A 16,782-nucleotide genomic window follows, 5' to 3' on the forward strand; every position below is an offset into this window, starting at 1 on the left:
GGCGATCGGCATCTTTACAGGTAGCCCTCGATCATTACGTCATTGTCAAAGTGTCGAACAGCAACCCGGGAAAGGGTCAGGGCCTCGTCCATGGAGAGGGGCCCTTTGCCTGCGGTGACGGGAAACCCGTCGTCTCCTGTGAGGAGCTTGGGCGCGATGTAGATGCGGAACTTGTCCACGATCTTTGCGTCCAGGGCGGATTTGAGAAGGGTCGCTCCCCCTTCGAGGAGGATGCTCTGGATCTTCTCTTTTCCCAAGGTTGCCATGAGTCGGTCAAGATCCACGTGATTGTCCTTTAAGGGGACCTCAAGGACCCGCGCTCCAGAAGCCTCAAGGCGCGCCTTTTTCCGGGCGGTCTCCTCGGCGTCCGTTGGGATCTTACCGCAAACGATTATTGTATCAGAATCGGAATTGAGCTGCAATACCCTCGCCTGGTCGTCAATGGTGAGGTGACTGTCGAGGATGATGCGGATGGGGTCTTTTCCCCCGGATTCCAGGCGGCAGGTGAGGGAGGGGTTATCGGCCTTGACCGTGCCGATGCCCACCATGATGGCGTCAACGGCGTGCCGGAGCTCGTGGACATGGCGCCTGGAGGATTCGCCGGTGATCCACTGGGAGTGGCCCGTGGATGCGGCGGTGCGGCCGTCTAAGGTGGCGGCGCTTTTGGCCACCACAAAGGGGCGGTTCGTCTGCACGTGCTTGATGAACCCTTCGTTGAGGGCCTCGGCTCTTTCCCGGAGGATGCCGGAGGTCACCTCGACCCCCTGGGACCTGAGGCGCTCGATGCCGCCTGAAGCCACGGGGTTGGGGTCTTCCATGGCAATGAAGACACGCCGGATCCCGGCGTTCAAGATCTTTTCGGTGCAGGGAGGGGTCTTGCCGGTGTGGTTGCAGGGCTCCAAGGTAACATAGATGTCGCCGCCTTCGGCCCGGTCTCCTGCCTCATCAATGGCAAAGACCTCGGCATGGGGGCCGCCGCAGGCCTTGTGCCAGCCGCGCCCCACCACCTGTCCGTTGTTGACCACCACAGCCCCGACCGCGGGGTTGGGGGAGGTCCATCCGATGCCTCGTGCCGCCAGGGCAAGGGCCATCTCCATGTACTCCTGAGCCTCCATGGCTCCCCCTTTGTTGCGCTGTTTGTAAAGCGCCGTCCCTTTAACGTACCGGGGACGGCCCGGCTACTGCGACTCCTTTGAGAGGAGCCCCTTGAGCTCCATGACAAAGTCGTTGACGTCCTTGAACTCCCGGTAGACGGAAGCAAAGCGGACGTAGGCGATGTCGTTTTTGCCGTGGAGCCAGATCATTACCTTCTCACCGATCTTCTGAGAAGGGATCTCTTTTTCTCCGGTCTCCCGCAGGTCCCGCTCCAGCTCGTCCAGGTAAGCGTCGATGACGTTGACGCTGATATCGAGTTTTTCACAGGCCCTGTAGAGGCCTGCGGCCACCTTGCTTCGGGTAAACTCTTCCCGGCGGCCGTCTTTTTTCACGATCATGACCGGGAGTTTTTCCACGTGCTCGTAGGTGGTGAAGCGCCTGCCGCAGGCGAGGCACTCCCGGCGCCTCCGGATTTCGTTTTTATCCTTGGTGTCCCGAGAGTCCACGACTTTTGTGTTGTCTTCGGCGCAGTAGGGGCATTTCATGGCGTTCTCCTTGTGACAGTGGTCTTGTGGGCCAATACTCCGGTTCAGGGGACCTGAATCACTTCAACACCGGCTTCGCTTAGCATCTCTTCGGAAATCGCGTCGGCATAACCCGACTGGTACACAATCTTCTTCACCCCTGCGTTGATCAGCAGCTTGGCGCAGATGGAGCAGGGGAGGTTGGTGCAAAAGAGGGTGGCGCCGTTGATGGACACCCCGTAGTGGGCGGCCTGCACAATGGCGTTCTGTTCTGCATGGACGCCGCGGCAGAGCTCATGGCGTTCCCCGGAGGGGACGCCCAATTGCTTTCTCAGGCATCCGGTCTCGGCACAGTGGCGCACCCCGCTGGGGGCGCCGTTGTAGCCCGTGGCCAGGATCCGCTTGTCCTTGACAAGGATGGCTCCCACCGCACGGCGTGTACAGGTGGAGCGCTTGGCCACCAGCTCGGTGATGTCCATGAAGTACTGGGCCCATGAGGGGCGAGTCTGTTCCGGTTCCATATGGGCGGCTCCTTGGCGGCGGGAGGGCCCGGCTTTGCGAGCCGGCCCTCCCTTCGATCAACGGGTCGGTGACCTGTTAGTCGGTAAACAGAGGGAAGGCGTTGCAGAGGGCCTTCACCTCCTGTCGAATGGTGTCGATGACGGCGGGGTTGTCCTTGTTGGTCAGGGCCTTGGCCATGAAACCCGCCACCTGTTTCATTTCGGCTTCCTTCATGCCCCGGGTGGTGAGTACCGGGGTGCCTATGCGGATCCCGCTGGTTACAAAGGGGCTGCGGGTGTCGAAGGGGACCACGTTCTTGTTGGCGGTGATGCCAGCGCGGTCCAGGGTCTCTTCGGCGTCCTTGCCCGTGATGTCCATGCGGGTGAGGTCCAGGAGCATGAGGTGGTTGTCGGTACCGCCGGAAACCAGGTCAAACCCGTTCTCCATGAGGGCGTCGGCCAGGACCGCGGCGTTTTTGACGATCTGTGCCTGGTAGGCTTTGAATTCGTCGGTGGCCGCTTCCTTGAAGGCGATGGCTTTGGCCGCGATGACGTGCATGAGGGGACCGCCCTGGATACCGGGGAAGATCTGCTTGTTCATGACGCCTGTGAGGTCTTTGCCGGAGAGGATCAGGCCGCCCCTGGGCCCCCTTAAGGTCTTGTGGGTGGTGGAGGTGACCACGTCCGCGTAGGGGACGGGGTTGGGATGGACGCCACCGGCCACCAGGCCGGCGATGTGCGCCATGTCCACCATGAGGGCGGCGCCGGTGCGCTGGGCAATGGCGGAAAACGCTTCGAAGTCGAGGGTGCGGGGATAGGCGCTGGCCCCGACGATGATAAGCTTGGGCTTGCACTCGCGGGCCATGGACTCCACATGGTCGAGGTCGATCATGCCGGTCTCTTTTTCCACGCCGTAATGGACAAAGTTGAACAACTTGCCGGAGAAGCTGGCGGGGCTGCCGTGGGTCAGGTGGCCGCCGTGGGCGAGGTCCATGCCCATGACAGTGTCGCCGGGCTCAAGCATCCCGAAAAGGGCCGCCATGTTGGCCTGGGAACCCGAGTGGGGCTGGACGTTGGCATAGGCCGCGCCGAAGAGCTCTTTGGCCCGTTCGATGGCAATGGCCTCGGCGGTGTCTACGTGGCCGCAACCGCCGTAGTATCGCTTGCCGGGGTACCCTTCGGCATACTTGTTGGTCAGGGGGGTGCCCATGGCTTCCATGACCGGGGTGCTCACCGCGTTTTCCGATGCGATAAGTTCAAGGTTGTTCTGTTGCCGCGAGATTTCGTTCTCGATGGCAAGGGCAATATCCGGGTCCACATCTCTAATACACTTCAGGTTCACCTTTGCTTCCTCTTCAGCCGTGTGTTCGGCGCGTCAGCCGGTTTTGGCTTGTCAGCCGGGTTTTCGGTTGGTGAAGGACGCCACGTCGAATGGCTTGTCGAAGCGCTGCCGGGGTCCGTGGGGACCGACCGGTGTGCGGCGGACGAACAGCGTGAGTTCGGTCCGTGCCGGGTGTCTTCCCTTTCAGCCCTTATCCCCAAGGGCGGCAGGTTGCCTTCGACGTGGGTCACCGCGATCAGGCTCACCGCCTGCGACCCCTGTCGCCGGGAATCCCGCCGTGCAGGCCCTGCTTTCAAGGGTTCGCTCCCCATAAAAAAGCGGTGTTGCCGTGCAGTTTTCCCTGTTGATCAGAAGGACTCAAACATCTGGATGCGATCCAGGTGACGTCCTCCCTCAAAGGGGGTTTCCATCCAGATCTGAACAAGGTCCAGGGCCAGGGATTCGCCGATGACGCGGGCGCCCATGACCAGGATGTTGCTGTTGTTGTGCATGCGGCTCATGCGCGCGGAAAAACCGTCGCTCACCAGGGCCGCACGGACACCTTTGAAGCGGTTGGCGGCCATGGACATGCCGAGGCCGGTGCCGCACAGAAGGATGCCCTTCGGGTGTGTCCCGTCGGAGACCTTGCCGGCCACCTCTTTGGCGAAATCGGGATAGTTGACGGACTCCGGCCCGTGGCATCCCGCGTCCACCACCTTGACGCCCTTTTTCTCCAGAAAGACTTTTATGGTCTCCTTCAGGGGGTAGGCGGCGTGGTCGCATCCGATGATGACTTCGGTCTCATACGGGGTTGTGTCGTTACTCATGATCTTATCGTGCCTTATAGATACAAGGAAGGGTGGGAACGGCCCACCCTGTCAACCTGATCGTCATGGTCTTTTTGTTTCTTCTCCCCATGAAGGGGAGCCTTGCCGAGTCGGCCTTGCGGCCGGCCGCGCTACATGCGCGCTTCGATGTACTCGATGGCGTCTTTGACGCGAACGAGCTTTTCCGCCTCGTCGTCGGAGATCTCGATATCGAAGACCTCTTCCATGGACATGATCAGCTCCACGAGATCCAGGGAGTCGGCTCCCAGGTCGTTGACGAAGTGTGCTTCGGGAACCACGTCACCGGCTTCGACTTTCAGCTTTTCAGAGACTACTTTTTTGATTTTGTCTTCTACGGACATCGCTACCTCATTGTGTCGTTATGATGTGAACATGCCCCCATTGACATGGAGTACCTGTCCGGTGATGTAGGCTGCCCGCTCAGAGGCGAGAAAACCCACAACACCGGCCACCTCGGAAGGTGAGCCGGTACGTTGCATGGGGATCTGGGCGATGATGGATCCGATGGCCTCCTCCGAAAGGGCGGCGGTCATGTCGGTATCGATGAACCCCGGTGCCACGGCATTGACCGTGATTTGCCTGGAGGCCAGCTCGCGGGCCGCTGAACGGGTAAGGCCGATGAGCCCCGCCTTGGAGGCGCAGTAGTTGGCCTGGCCGGCATTGCCCGTAACTCCAACCATGGAGGTGATGTTGATGATGCGGCCGGAACGCTGCTTCATCATGGGCCGTGCCGCGGCTTTCAGGCAGAAAAAAGCCCCTTTGAGATTGGTGTCGCACACCGTGTCCCAATCAGACTCTTTCATGCGGACCAAAAGCCCGTCCCGCGTAACACCGGCATTGTTGACCAGCACATCCACGCGCCCGGTCTCGTCCACCACCTTCTTGATAAAGGCGGAGACCTCCGCTTCGGAGGTGACATCCACACGGACGCCCACGGCCGTACCACCCTTTTCAGCGACAAGGGCTTCGGTCTGCCGTGCCGCCTCCTCGGAGGATGCGTAGTTGAAGTAAATGCGGGTATCGGGACCGGCAAATTCGAGACAGACCTCTCGGCCGATGCCCCGGGACCCTCCGGTGACGACGATACTGCGTGGATTGGTGTCAGGCATGGACCCTACACTCCAGGGAAAAAACGTGGCGCCTTGCACGCGTTGTTACTCGCGTGCGGATTCGACACATCGTGTGATCGCTACTCTTCGTCTTCTGCCAGTACGTTGCGACCCTTGTAGGTGCCGCAGTCGGGGCATGCCTGGTGCATCATCTTGGGCTCACCGCACTCGGGGCAGACGGACACGTTGGGGGCGTCAGTCTTGTAATGGGTGCGACGTTTTCGCGATCTGGCTTTGGAGGTCTTACGCTTAGGTACTGCCATGGTTATCTCCTAACTCATTTATTTCTTTAAAAAATTATGTATAATGATGGAACAGTCTTAACCGCCCTTATTTATTTTATTTAAAGGCGATTGTCAAGAATATTCACGTGCTTAGATTTTGGCTACTTGTGCTGGCAAAGCAACTGTGGTAATTGGCCATGAGCCGTAGATAGCGCAGATCCCTATCGATCCACAACGTTTTTTTTCGAGCGGGTGCGGATTGAAGGGCAAAATTTTTTTTAAAAAAATAGATACCACAGGAGATGCTATGGGTGAGATTATAACACGGTTTCCTCCGAGCCCCACGGGTTACCTTCATGTCGGCGGAGCACGCACCGCCCTGTTCAACTGGCTCTACGCCCGGAAAACCGGCGGGACCTTCATCCTCCGCATCGAAGACACAGACCTGGAACGTTCCACCGAGGCGTCGGTTCAGGCCATCTTCGACGGGCTGGAGTGGCTGGGGATCGACTGGGACCAGGGCCCCTTTTATCAGACCAAGCGTTTTGACCTTTATAAAAAGGTGATCGACAAGCTCCTTGAAGACGGCCACGCCTACTGGTGTACCTGCACCCCCGAGGAGATCGACGAGATGCGGGAGACCGCACGGGCCAAAGGGGAGAAACCCAAGTACAACGGGAAGTGCCGCGAGCGAAACCTGGGCCCCACCGAAGGGGCCGTGGTGCGCTTCAAGGTGCCCCTGGCCGGCTCCACCGCCTTTGACGACATGGTCAAGGGGCGGATCTCCATTCCCAACGCAGAACTCGACGACTTCATCATCCAGCGTAGTGACGGAACTCCCACCTACAACCTGGCTGTTGCTGTGGACGACCTGACCATGAAGGTGAACACCATCTTAAGGGGCGACGACCACGTCAACAACACCCCCAAGCAGGTCCTCATCGTCAAGGCCATGGGAGAAGAGGTGCCCACCTACGGCCATGTGCCCATGGTGCTGGGGGCGGACAAGGCCCGTTTGAGCAAGCGGCATGGCGCCACCAGCGTCACCGAGTACCGGGACATGGGGATCCTTCCCGATGCCATGATCAACTACCTGGCGCGCCTGGGCTGGTCCTGCGGGGACCAGGAGTTCTTCACCCGCGAAGAACTCATCGAAAAGTTCAACCCGGACAATATCGGTCGTTCCCCCGGCGTTTTTGACCAGGACAAGCTCATGGCCATCAACCACGAGCACATCCAGGCCAAGCCCACCGAGGAGATCGCCGACGCCCTCCTGCCCTTCCTTGAGAAGGCGGGCATTGTGGCCGACGACCGCACGCAGCTGGAAAAGGCCGTAAAGACCCTGGCCCCCCGAAGCCACACCCTGGTGGAGATGGCCGAGAACGCCCGGTTCTTTTTCCAAGGGGTGAAAGAGTACGATCCCAAGATGGCCAAGAAAGCCTTCAAGCCCGAGGCTGCCGACGTGCTCCTCGCGATGAAAGAAGCCCTGGCCGAGACCGAGTTTACTCAGGACGCCCTGGCCGCGACCTTCAAGGCCGTGGTGGCCAAGCTCGAGGTGGGATTCGGCAAGGTGGCCATGCCCATGCGCCTGGCCGTCTCCGGCACCGGTGCCAGCCCCGACATGTACGAGATGCTCGATGTCCTCGGCAAAGAGGAGACCTTAAAGCGTATCGACGACGCCGTGGCCCATATCCGGAGCCTGGGGTAGCGAGCCGGGCGGACAAGGCGCCGGAGATTTTTTCTGCGCCTTGTTCAGGGCAAAAATGCCCTTTGCCCAAAGAGGGTTAGGGTAAGCCCTCGGAAGGGGGCTTGAAAAAGGCGAAATTTTTGCTTGACTCAACCGGCCTCACCGGACTATATACCCTCTCGCAACCAATTGAGTTGCCTGCTGGGATGTCGTCTAATGGCAGGACTACGGATTCTGATTCCGTCTATTGGGGTTCGAATCCCTGCATCCCAGCCAACTAAAAAATAAAGCCCCTTCGAGCAATCGAAGGGGCTTTTTTGCGTTTGGGGTGTTGGCTCCGGCGGCAAGGTGTGCCACCTTGAAAGCAGATAGCAGATGTCATTTACCCCTCGTTCCTCGAATCAAATCACATCTGCATTTAAAGTAAAAATTCACTCAAAAAGATTTTTTAAAACCTGTTTGTTCAACTTTTTAAAAGTTTAGCCCCCGGCAGGGCCGCCGGAGGCATGGGCTGAATAGTTACAACTATTGTTGACGTGCATCCGGCTTATGCAAGCTCAAGCCCGGATTGGGCCCGGGTCGCCTTATCGTGGAAGGAGACGACGCGGGAGATCTCTTCGTCCATGGTATGGGATCCGAAGTGGTTGATCAGCTCACAGGTGGCCAGGTCTCTGGTTTTGTCCCCATAGGCCGAGAGCCATCGGCGAGCCTCCTGCTCTGCTGTTTCATCCCTCCAGGGGTACGAGACGTGCAGGCCGGGAAGCCCGCACCGCCAGGGTTTGGGGGTGAGGCGGGCCCGAAAGCATTTTTGGGTCTTGCAGAGCCGCATGTAAAGGGGGTCGGCACCCAGGACCTCCATCATGCCGGAGGTGAGCTCAGAGGTGGGGTCGGCGTGGGCATGGGTAACCAGGTAACGGAGGCCTCCCCGGGTGCGATAGGCCCGGATACCGAAACACGGGTCTGCCCTTACCATGGTCTCTACCTTGGACAGGGCTTCATACTCCTTTTGCTGCCGAGGGGGCAGGCAGCGGGCGCCGGTAAGCATGCGTGCCCTGTATTTGAGCCAGTCCCACAGGGACGGCATCGGCAGGTCCACGTCGATGAACATGGCCCGTGCTGTGTTGAGCACCCGGCATCCGTATCCGTTGAGGGTGACGGCGGCCCAGGTCGTGCCGTCCTCCGATGTCCACTCTTCAAGAATTTCTTCTCGCATGGGGCGATCGCCATAGAGGTAGGTGTCCGGCCGGTTGCCCTTGAGGATCATTTCGGCAACGGCGTCCGCCCGTTTGCGCCCCTTTTCCCTGGCGTCGGCAAGGCTGGTGTCGGACCAGCCCCAGCAGGCAAGGGGAGCCATGGGCTTGCCCGTGAGGATGTTTCGCATGCGAACGTCGTGTCGTGTGGTGCCTTTGGCCCAGTATTTTGGAATGTTCATGGCTTAGAATACCACCCCGGTGTATCCCACGAAACTGTCCGAGGGGCTTTTGTCAAAACTGGTGGTGTGAGCGATCTCAAGGCCGCGGGGGATGCCCAGGGACCGGGCTGCGGCCAGGGTGGCTGCCACGGCACCTGCGCAGCAGGCATTACGCCGGGCCAGGGCCTCGTCGGTGAAGTAGGCAGCATCAAGTTCTGTCATGTGGTCGATGGCCTCTCGATCGTTGGTATCGCAGACCCAGGCCCTCGCCTTTTCCCCCTTGCCCTGGGGGGTGAACCCGAAATTTGGGCCGTAGTGGGTGAGGTCGGTGGAGCCGATGACCTTGACGGTGAGGCCCAGGCTGCGTGCTGCGTCCACCACGGACTTGCCCACGGGCTCAGCACACTTGTTGGGGGCCACCCCCATGAGGCAGACCGGGGTCTCCCCGAAAAAGTACCGGATAAAAGGAAGCTGAAGCTCCAGGGTATTTTCAGGCGCCATGAAAGGGCTCATCTCCCGCCGCACATAAGGGGTTCTTCCCAGGGCCTCTGAGAAGGCCTCATGGACCCGCAGGTCTCCAAAGGGGGTTTCCAGGGTCCCTTCGGCCATGACGCTGGTGGGCTCAGACGGCCCCAGGTGGTGCCCGAACAGGACCACCAGGTCCGGCAAGTCACCCCGGGCCACGGTTTCGATGACCCGGCAGGCGATGCTGCCGGAAAAAAACCATCCGGCGTGGGGAACGATCCCTGCTTGAAATGCGTCCCCCGAGGGGCGTTTCAGCCATCCCTCCTTTCGATACCCTTCCACCTCCTTGAAGCAGGCCTCCCGGCTCTCCGGATACCACTGCCCGCGAAGGGCCGCGCGTTTTCGTGCACCCATGCTCTTTCCTCCTGAAATTTTGTCTCTATACGGTAGTATATCACGGGGTTTTGGGGAAGAAAAAGAAGGGGCGCAGCAACGTATTCAGGTGGCCTCCGGCGGCCCTGCCGGGGACCAAACTTTTGAAAAGTTAGACAAACAGGTTTTGTTTTTTTGAAGATTCATCCCTGCAGGGCATAGCCCCTCTTCTTTTGTAACAATTCAGCTTAAAATTGCCTCCGGCGGCCCTGCCGGGAGCCAAACTTTTAAAAAGTTTGACAAACAGGTCTTAAGTAAGCCTTACAGGCTACGCCGAAACAATTTCGACATTTTCGCATCCGCGCTACGTTTTGATCGCCCTGAAGGGCGATCAAAACGTAGCGCGGGTGCCTTAGAAGAGTTTTTTGCGGAGCTTTTTTTTAAAAAAGCGACCCGCCGGAGGCATGCTTTTTAAAGCGGGATATTTCCGTGTTTTCGGGGCGGTCGGGTTTCGTGTTTTGAGCTTATGACGTCCAGGGCATCGATGAGATGGTTGCGGGTTTCCGAGGGGACGATGACCGCGTCGATATAGCCCCGGGAAGCGGCGATGTACGGGGTGAGGAACAGGTCGTTGTATTCGCAGATTTTTTCATTGCGCATGGCCTCGGGGTTGTCGGCGCCTTTGATCTCTTTTCTGTGGATGACGTTGGCCGCGCCCTGGGCTCCCATGACGGCGATTTCGGCCGTGGGCCAGGCAAAGGCCATGTCCGCCCCCAGGTGGCGGGAGCTCATGGCGAGGTAGGCGCCGCCGTAGCTTTTTTTGGTGATGAGAAGGAGCTTGGGCACGGTGGCTTCGGAGTAGCTCCAGAGGAGCTTGGCACCGTGGCGGATGATCCCTCCCCACTCCTGCTGGATGCCGGGAAGAAAGCCGGGGACGTCGGCAATGGTGAGCAGGGGAATGTTAAAGGCGTCGCAGAATCGGATAAAGCGGCTGGCCTTGTCCGAGGTATCGATGTCCAGGCACCCCGCCAGGACCTTGGGCTGGTTGGCGATAACCCCCACGGTGCGGCCCCCCAGGCGGATGAAGCAGGTGATGATGTTGGGGGCAAAGAGGCTGTGGGGCTCGAAATAGGTTCCGTGATCGGCAACGGCCCGGATGAGGTCGAACATGTCGTAAGGCTTCACGGGGTTTTCGGGGATCAGGGTGTCGAGCTCCGGGCAGAGGCGGTGGATGGGTTCCTCGGAAAGGGCCCGGGGCGCGGTCTCCTTGTTGTTGGCCGGAAGGTAAGACAGGAGTATTTTAATGCGGTCGATGCACTCTTCATCGTCCTCGCAGGCAAAGTGGGCCACCCCGCTTTTGGTGCAGTGGGTCACGGCACCGCCCAGGGTGTCGAAGCCCACGTCTTCGCCGGTGACCGAACGGATCACGTCGGGGCCGGTGATGAACATGTGACTGGTCTCTTTGACCATGAAGACAAAGTCGGTCATGGCCGGAGAATAGACGGCCCCGCCCGCCGTGGCCCCCATGATGGCCGAGATCTGGGGGATGACCCCGGAGGCCGAGGCGTTTCGAAAAAAGATCTCTCCGTATCCGGCCAGGGCATCCACCCCCTCCTGAATGCGTGCGCCGCCGGAGTCGTTCATGCCGATGATGGGCACCCCGGCTTTCATGGCCATATCCATGATCTTGCAGATTTTTTTTGCGTGCATCTCACCCAGGCTGCCTGCCCGGGAGGTCACGTCCTGGGCATAGGCGAAGACAGGGCGTCCCCCCACGAGGCCGTGTCCGGTGATGACACCGTCGGCAGGGATTTCCACGCCCTCCATGCCGAAGTGGGTGCATCGGTGGGTCACAAAGCGGTCGATTTCCCGGAAGGTGCCCCTGTCAAAGAGGCGGTCCAGGCGTTCCCTGGCGGTGAGCTTGCCTTTGGCCTTCTGCTTTTCTACGGCCGGAGCTCCGCCCATGATCAGCGTCTGTGCGTCTTTTTCTTTCAGGTTGTGGATTTTGTTCTGGACGCGATTCATGCGGCCTCCTTGGGGGGTTCCCGGTTGATGATGGCGATGCGCTTTGCATGCAAGTGATAATCGGGGTGAACATTATTATCATGAAAGCTGAATCAGGGGAATGGGCCCCTTCTATTTTTTGGGCGAAAACCTGCATCGGAAAAGCCGTGCCGATTGCATGTGAGTCGGGTGCTTTGCTCCTGGTCCGAGTTGTGCCTGGGGCACGCCCCTGAGCGATCAGCCGTGGGGCCGGGACGAGAAGGGGTGGCAGGGCTGCGCAAGGAGGCTGAACGGTCGCTCAGTCATGAATTGTCTATCATGATTTTTTTCGGGCTGTCAAGACGGTGGCGTTCTAACGCACTGCAATTGTGGTTTAAATGGCGGGCCTGAGTGAGCCGGACCGTTTCTGGGTTTGTCACTGTTCAGCGTAAAACAGCTTCCGGGGGCCAAACGTTCACCAATTCTTGACAAACAGGACTTGCGCATGGCGTGGACCGGCCGAAAGCTTTGGGTGAGCCGACCCGTTTAAACAAAACGGGCATTGAACCGGAACGCTTTTACGGAGCTTTTATTCAAAAAGCGACCCGCCGGAGTCGGTGCGGTTAAATCGGCAACAGGCCGGTCGCGACAACGTACTCAGTGGCTTCGAAGCTTGTGAGCCAGTCCGCACAATCATCAGCGTTTATGCCGGGCGAAGCCCGAGGGCAATCAGCTGTCGAGGTGGCTCACCTCGACACCGGAGAATCATTTTTTCCACTCACATTACCCATAGAAGGCAAGATGAATAGTTACGAAGCGTTTTTGGCATAAAAAAAGCCCCGTTCCGGAGGAACGGGGCTTTGGGATTTTCTTATGTCGAGATCCGTTGACCGGATCAGGTGCTGCTTACCCGCAGAGGGCCAGGAGAACACCTGCGGCAACCGCCGAACCGATGACGCCGGCCACGTTGGGGCCCATGGCGTGCATCAGCAGGAAGTTGTGGGGGTTCTCTTCAACACCCACACCGTTGACCACGCGTGCTGCCATGGGAACGGCGGAGACACCGGCAGCGCCGATGAGGGGGTTGATTTTCTCTTTGCTCATGCGGTTCATCAGCTTCGCCAGGAGAACACCTGCCGCGGTACCGATGGCAAAGGCCACGAGACCGAGGAGGAGGATCCCCAGGGTTTCAAGCTGCAGGAATTTCTCCGCAGCCAGCTTGGAGCCCACGGAGATGCCCAGCAGGATGGTGACGATGTTGATCAGCTCGTTGGCGGCGGTCTTGGAGAGACGCTCCACCACGCCGCATTCTTTAAGCAGGTTGCCGAACATCAGCATACCGATCAGGGGCGTTGCATCCGGCAGGAGCAGGATACAGATGCCCAAGACCATCAAGGGGAAGACAATCTTTTCCACCTTGTTGACGTGGCGAAGCTGCTTCATCTCGATGCCTCGCTCCTCCTTGGAGGTGAAGGCCTTCATGATGGGCGGCTGAATGATGGGCACCAGGGCCATGTAGGAGTAAGCCGCAACGGCAATGGCACCCAGCAGGTCCGGCGATAGCCGTCCCGCAAGGAAGATGGCCGTGGGGCCGTCCGCGCCTCCGATGATACCGATGGCGGCGGCGTCCTGCAGGGAGAAGTCGATGCCGGGAACCACCTGGCTCAGCACCAGGGCGCCGATGAGGGTGGTGAAGATGCCGAACTGGGCGGCTGCCCCCAAAAGGGCTGTCTTTGGGTTGGCGATGAGGGGGCCGAAGTCGGTCATGGCTCCCACGCCCATGAAGATCAGCAGGGGAAAGAGCCCTGTCTTGATCCCGAAGCCGTAAATGAGGCCGAGGAACCCTTCGGGCCCGGCAATACCCGCCACCGGAATGTTGGCAAGAATGCCGCCGAAGCCGATGGGGATCAAAAGCAGGGGTTCAAACCCTTTTTTGATGGCCAGCCAGATCAGGATGCAGCCTACGGCAATCATGATGAGCTGGCCGATGCCCAGGGGGATCAGCTGGTGGTTGTCGATGGTTTTCTCTGCAAAGATTTCTTTGACACCGTTGACAAAGGCATTGAGTCCGGTGCTTTTCCAGAGCTTTTCCACTTTCCCCATGGAGGCGTCCGCGGCGGGAGCCGGCGCTGGCGCGCTGGCGGCACTTGCCATGGAGACCCCGCTGAAGAGGCAGAGAGCGACAAGGGCTGCCACAATTGCCAGGGGCTTGGTGGAGATTTTATGTGTCAATCTCATGTATCGAGTCATGGTCCTATCCTGTCCGTTCAGTCGTTTGAAGGCATAAAGAGTGCGATGGAGAATCACCTTAAGCAATGGTGACCAGGCTCTGGCCGGATGCCACCTGATCGCCCGCGGAAACAGCCACGCTGGTGACGGTGCCGTCAACGGGGGCCTTGACCTCCACTTCCATCTTCATGGCTTCCTGAACGAGAAGCGTGTCTCCTGCCTTCACGGCGCTGCCGTTTCCAACCAGGACCTTGATCACGGCGCCGGGCATCTGCGCCTTCACCTCTTCTCCGGCCCCGGCGGGGGCGGCAGGTGCAGGGGCGGCCGCTGCAGCAGGTGCTGCGGCTGCGACGGGAGCGCCGGCGGTTTCGATCTGGATGAGGACCTGATCGGCGTTCACCTGGTCACCGGTGGCCACGAGGATATCGGCCACGGTACCGTCCACGGGGGCTTTCACCTCCACTTCCATTTTCATGGCTTCCTGGACGAGCAGGGTGTCGCCGGCCTTGACCTGGGCGCCCTTGGCTGCGGAGATGCGAACCACGGCACCGGGCATCTGGGCCTTGACCGCTTCTTTCACGCCGGGAGCCGCGGGGGCGGCTGCGGCGGCAGGAGCGGCGGCGAGGCCTTCGGCCACATTGACGTTGTATGCTTTTCCGTTGACCACGGCGGTGTTGCCGTCGATTTTCACGGCGTAGGTGCTGCCGCCCACGGTGACGGTGTAGCCGTCCGGGGCTGCCTTGGCTTCGGCCTTGGGTGCTTCGGCCACGTTCTTGCGAACGCCGATGGTGGCTTTGCCGAGGAGGTAGTTGATGCCCTTGTCGCCACAAGCGCCCGCGATGAAGATGTTCTCATCGGTGGTGGGCAGGCCGTTGTCTTCGAGCTTCTTCTTGGCAGACGGGATGCCCTTGTTGGGATCCTCCTCGTTGATGTCGAGGGGGCTGCGGGTGGTGGGCTCAAGGCCCAGCTGCTCGGAGGCGATCTTGATGATTTCGGCATCGGGGGGCACGGGGGTCTTGCCGAAGTAGCCGAGGACCATTTTGCCGTAACCTTCGGCGATCTTCTTCCACTTGCCCATCATGACGTTGTTGAAGGCCTGCTGGAAGTAGAACTGGCTCACGGGGGTTACGGAGGTACCGAAACCGCCCAGGCGAACCACTTCGTCCATGGCTTCGATGATCTCGGGGAAGCGGTCCATGATGTTGTTGTCACGCATCATCTGGGAGTTGGCGGTGAGGGCACCGCCGGGCATGGGAGACCAGGGAATGATGGGCTCGACAGCCTTGGCTTCGGGGGGCAGGAAGTAGTCCTTCATGCACTCTTTGAAGACTTCCTCGGCCTCACGGATTTTGTCGATGTCGCAGTCCAGCTCGTACTCGGTGCCGCGCAGGGCGTGCCACATGGTCATGATGTCGGGCTGGCAGGTACCGCCGGAGCAGGGAGCCATGGAGAGGTCGATGACGTCCACGCCCGCGTCCAGGGCGGCCTTGTACCCGATGACACCGATACCGGCGGTGTCGTGGGTGTGGAACTGAACAGGAATGTCCGCCGGAATGATCTCCTTGGCCCGCTTGATGGTCTCGTAGACCGTTGACGGGAAGCTGGTGCCGGAGGCATCCTTGAAGCAGATGGAGTGGTACGGAATGTCCGCATCCATGATCTGCTTGAGCATGTCGACGTAGAAATCGGCGTCGTGGGCGCCGGTACAGCCCGGAGGCAGGGCCATCATGGAGATGACCACCTGATGGTTGAGGCCTGCTTCGGCGATACACTGACCGCTGTAGATCAGGTTGTTGACGTCGTTCAAGGCATCGAAGTTACGGATGGTGGAGATGCCGTGCTTCTTGAACATTTCGGCGTGCAGCTTGATCATGTCCTTGGGCTGAGAGTCCAGGGCCACCACGTTGATGCCTCGCGCCAGAGTCTGCAGGTCTGCGTCGGGGCCAGCGGCCGCGCGGAACCTGTCCATCATATCAAAGGCGCACTCGTTGCTGTAAAAGTAGAGTGCCTGAAACCGCGCGCCGCCGCCTGCTTCAAAGTAGTTGCAGCCCGCTGCGGCTGCCGCTTCAACGGCAGGCATAAAATCGTCAGTAAATACTCGCGCTCCGTAGACCGACTGAAAACCATCACGAAACGCTGTGTTCATGAAACGAACTAATTTCTTAGCCATAATCTTCTATCCCTTTCGTTAGCTGCGCGCGCAGGCTTTTACAGCCGCAATGGCCACCGCGATTTCAGTCAGGTCATCTCCAGCCTTTTGAAACACTGCGGTTTTTGGTTTTTCCAAAGGTCCACCCGTCACTTCGGCATCGGTAAATCGCTCTAACACCTTTGCCGAGATTTTCATTGCGTAGACCAGGAGGGTCAGAAACGCGAAGACCACCCCCATGCCTGCAACCATCAATCCCAGACCTTCAACTATCATACTCTATCCCCTCCACATAATAATCGATGTCTTTGACCGGAGGCGTTTCACGTGTGGGTTCACAGGGTGAATGTGCGGGGTCGACGGTGCGGTCGATACATCCCGCGGCAGGCAATAAAGCCACGCCCGGTGCGAAAGCATCTTTTCTCATGATGATCCCGTGTTGCCACGGCATCCATGTATGCCGAACGGCACCTGCCCGTATCCCATCGGGCAGGGGGCATTCGCGCATCAATCTTCAATATCGGTAAAGGCAGGTCAAACCCCCGAAAAATCGGCAGGCAATGGACCCTTAGGGGGCAGTACTCCCTTGGGGTGACACGTGTCACCTTGAGACGGCTCCCAATTCCTTTTTTGTCGTCAGACGTACGTTAAATGTGTCGTTCAGATCGAGGTATTGGCCATGTAGGCACTGAAAGTATATTACTAGAATCGAACAATTTTGTATATTTGGGCGACAATGTCAAGTAAAAAATACGAGCTATTGTAGGATGATACCTTGGTATTGACAGGAGGCGATGGGGCGGGGAACTTGGCAAGCAGTGGAATTCATGAATATTGGGGGCGGAAGGGGACGGGTTTGTGGTGA

At 59.2% G+C, this 16,782-nt stretch carries 15 protein-coding genes and 1 tRNA gene; 2 read left to right on the forward strand and 14 right to left on the reverse strand.

The features are described 5' to 3' along the window. Window positions 1-14: 14 nt before the first annotated feature. From ribD to rpmF, 8 genes are all read right to left on the reverse strand, one after another. Window positions 15-1,115 (reverse strand): bifunctional diaminohydroxyphosphoribosylaminopyrimidine deaminase/5-amino-6-(5-phosphoribosylamino)uracil reductase RibD, encoded by a 1,101-nt coding sequence (ribD, locus tag ACOYW0_RS12315; protein WP_482418715.1) that lies wholly within the window; start codon window positions 1,113-1,115, stop codon window positions 15-17. 63 nt (window positions 1,116-1,178) lie between these two features. Next, on the reverse strand, window positions 1,179-1,640 hold the full coding sequence (gene nrdR / locus ACOYW0_RS12320) for a transcriptional regulator NrdR (protein ID WP_180138521.1): 462 nt from the start codon (window positions 1,638-1,640) through the stop codon (window positions 1,179-1,181). 44 nt (window positions 1,641-1,684) lie between these two features. Then, window positions 1,685-2,140 carry a deoxycytidylate deaminase gene (locus ACOYW0_RS12325; protein WP_180138523.1) on the reverse strand — a complete coding sequence of 152 codons (456 nt, stop codon included), beginning with the start codon at window positions 2,138-2,140 and terminating at the stop codon, window positions 1,685-1,687. Window positions 2,141-2,216: 76 nt separating this feature from the next. After that, window positions 2,217-3,461, reverse strand: coding sequence for a serine hydroxymethyltransferase (gene glyA / locus ACOYW0_RS12330; protein WP_482418716.1), 1,245 nt, complete (start codon window positions 3,459-3,461; stop codon window positions 2,217-2,219). Between the two features lie 347 nt (window positions 3,462-3,808). Beyond that, the gene (gene rpiB / locus ACOYW0_RS12335) at window positions 3,809-4,267 is read right to left on the reverse strand and encodes a ribose 5-phosphate isomerase B (RefSeq protein ID WP_482418717.1); all 459 of its coding nucleotides are present in this window, start codon (window positions 4,265-4,267) and stop codon (window positions 3,809-3,811) included. 131 nt (window positions 4,268-4,398) lie between these two features. After that, window positions 4,399-4,629 carry an acyl carrier protein gene (gene acpP, locus ACOYW0_RS12340; protein ID WP_180138529.1) on the reverse strand — a complete coding sequence of 77 codons (231 nt, stop codon included), beginning with the start codon at window positions 4,627-4,629 and terminating at the stop codon, window positions 4,399-4,401. An 18-nt stretch (window positions 4,630-4,647) separates the two neighbouring features. Further along, window positions 4,648-5,397: a 3-oxoacyl-[acyl-carrier-protein] reductase gene (gene fabG, locus ACOYW0_RS12345; protein WP_482418718.1), complete on the reverse strand. Its 750-nt coding sequence runs from the start codon at window positions 5,395-5,397 to the stop codon at window positions 4,648-4,650. 80 nt (window positions 5,398-5,477) lie between these two features. Next, window positions 5,478-5,660, reverse strand: a complete 183-nt coding sequence (rpmF, locus tag ACOYW0_RS12350; protein WP_180138532.1) for a 50S ribosomal protein L32 — start codon at window positions 5,658-5,660, stop codon at window positions 5,478-5,480. Window positions 5,661-5,928: 268 nt separating this feature from the next. Between rpmF and gltX the strand changes: the two genes are divergently transcribed. Together gltX and ACOYW0_RS12360 are read left to right on the forward strand one after the other, a co-directional pair. Further along, the gene (gene gltX, locus ACOYW0_RS12355; protein ID WP_482418719.1) at window positions 5,929-7,329 is read left to right on the forward strand and encodes a glutamate--tRNA ligase; all 1,401 of its coding nucleotides are present in this window, start codon (window positions 5,929-5,931) and stop codon (window positions 7,327-7,329) included. Between the two features lie 181 nt (window positions 7,330-7,510). Then, window positions 7,511-7,584: transfer RNA gene (locus ACOYW0_RS12360), tRNA-Gln, on the forward strand. Window positions 7,585-7,855: 271 nt separating this feature from the next. Here ACOYW0_RS12360 and ACOYW0_RS12365 read toward each other — a convergent pair. The 6 genes from ACOYW0_RS12365 to ACOYW0_RS12390 form a co-directional block, all read right to left on the reverse strand. Further along, complete coding sequence (locus ACOYW0_RS12365) at window positions 7,856-8,740, reverse strand: hypothetical protein (RefSeq protein WP_482418720.1); 885 nt, start codon at window positions 8,738-8,740, stop codon at window positions 7,856-7,858. A gap of 3 nt (window positions 8,741-8,743) precedes the next feature. Next, complete coding sequence (gene amrB / locus ACOYW0_RS12370) at window positions 8,744-9,598, reverse strand: AmmeMemoRadiSam system protein B (RefSeq protein WP_482418721.1); 855 nt, start codon at window positions 9,596-9,598, stop codon at window positions 8,744-8,746. Window positions 9,599-10,027: 429 nt separating this feature from the next. Then, window positions 10,028-11,581 (reverse strand): acyl-CoA carboxylase subunit beta, encoded by a 1,554-nt coding sequence (locus ACOYW0_RS12375; protein WP_482418722.1) that lies wholly within the window; start codon window positions 11,579-11,581, stop codon window positions 10,028-10,030. An 864-nt stretch (window positions 11,582-12,445) separates the two neighbouring features. Next, window positions 12,446-13,789, reverse strand: a complete 1,344-nt coding sequence (locus tag ACOYW0_RS12380; RefSeq protein WP_482418723.1) for a sodium ion-translocating decarboxylase subunit beta — start codon at window positions 13,787-13,789, stop codon at window positions 12,446-12,448. 58 nt (window positions 13,790-13,847) lie between these two features. Continuing rightward, window positions 13,848-15,938 carry a biotin/lipoyl-containing protein gene (locus ACOYW0_RS12385; protein WP_482418724.1) on the reverse strand — a complete coding sequence of 697 codons (2,091 nt, stop codon included), beginning with the start codon at window positions 15,936-15,938 and terminating at the stop codon, window positions 13,848-13,850. Between the two features lie 18 nt (window positions 15,939-15,956). Further along, window positions 15,957-16,193, reverse strand: coding sequence for an OadG family protein (locus ACOYW0_RS12390; RefSeq protein WP_180138544.1), 237 nt, complete (start codon window positions 16,191-16,193; stop codon window positions 15,957-15,959). Between the last annotated feature and the right edge of the window lie 589 nt (window positions 16,194-16,782).

Source organism: Desulfoluna sp. HI9BLuna, assembly GCF_056829775.1.

Bases quoted from the DNA above. Each gene is read 5' to 3' on its own strand.
- ribD (WP_482418715.1), bottom strand. From the start codon at position 1,115: ATGGAGGCTCAGGAGTACATGGAGATGGCCCTTGCCCTGGCGGCACGA.
- nrdR (WP_180138521.1), bottom strand. From the start codon at position 1,640: ATGAAATGCCCCTACTGCGCCGAAGACAACACAAAAGTCGTGGACTCT.
- ACOYW0_RS12325 (WP_180138523.1), bottom strand. From the start codon at position 2,140: ATGGAACCGGAACAGACTCGCCCCTCATGGGCCCAGTACTTCATGGAC.
- rpiB (WP_482418717.1), bottom strand. From the start codon at position 4,267: ATGAGTAACGACACAACCCCGTATGAGACCGAAGTCATCATCGGATGC.
- acpP (WP_180138529.1), bottom strand. From the start codon at position 4,629: ATGTCCGTAGAAGACAAAATCAAAAAAGTAGTCTCTGAAAAGCTGAAA.
- fabG (WP_482418718.1), bottom strand. From the start codon at position 5,397: ATGCCTGACACCAATCCACGCAGTATCGTCGTCACCGGAGGGTCCCGG.
- rpmF (WP_180138532.1), bottom strand. From the start codon at position 5,660: ATGGCAGTACCTAAGCGTAAGACCTCCAAAGCCAGATCGCGAAAACGT.
- gltX (WP_482418719.1), top strand. From the start codon at position 5,929: ATGGGTGAGATTATAACACGGTTTCCTCCGAGCCCCACGGGTTACCTT.
- ACOYW0_RS12365 (WP_482418720.1), bottom strand. From the start codon at position 8,740: ATGAACATTCCAAAATACTGGGCCAAAGGCACCACACGACACGACGTT.
- amrB (WP_482418721.1), bottom strand. From the start codon at position 9,598: ATGGGTGCACGAAAACGCGCGGCCCTTCGCGGGCAGTGGTATCCGGAG.
- ACOYW0_RS12375 (WP_482418722.1), bottom strand. From the start codon at position 11,581: ATGAATCGCGTCCAGAACAAAATCCACAACCTGAAAGAAAAAGACGCA.
- ACOYW0_RS12380 (WP_482418723.1), bottom strand. From the start codon at position 13,789: ATGACTCGATACATGAGATTGACACATAAAATCTCCACCAAGCCCCTG.
- ACOYW0_RS12385 (WP_482418724.1), bottom strand. From the start codon at position 15,938: ATGGCTAAGAAATTAGTTCGTTTCATGAACACAGCGTTTCGTGATGGT.
- ACOYW0_RS12390 (WP_180138544.1), bottom strand. From the start codon at position 16,193: ATGATAGTTGAAGGTCTGGGATTGATGGTTGCAGGCATGGGGGTGGTC.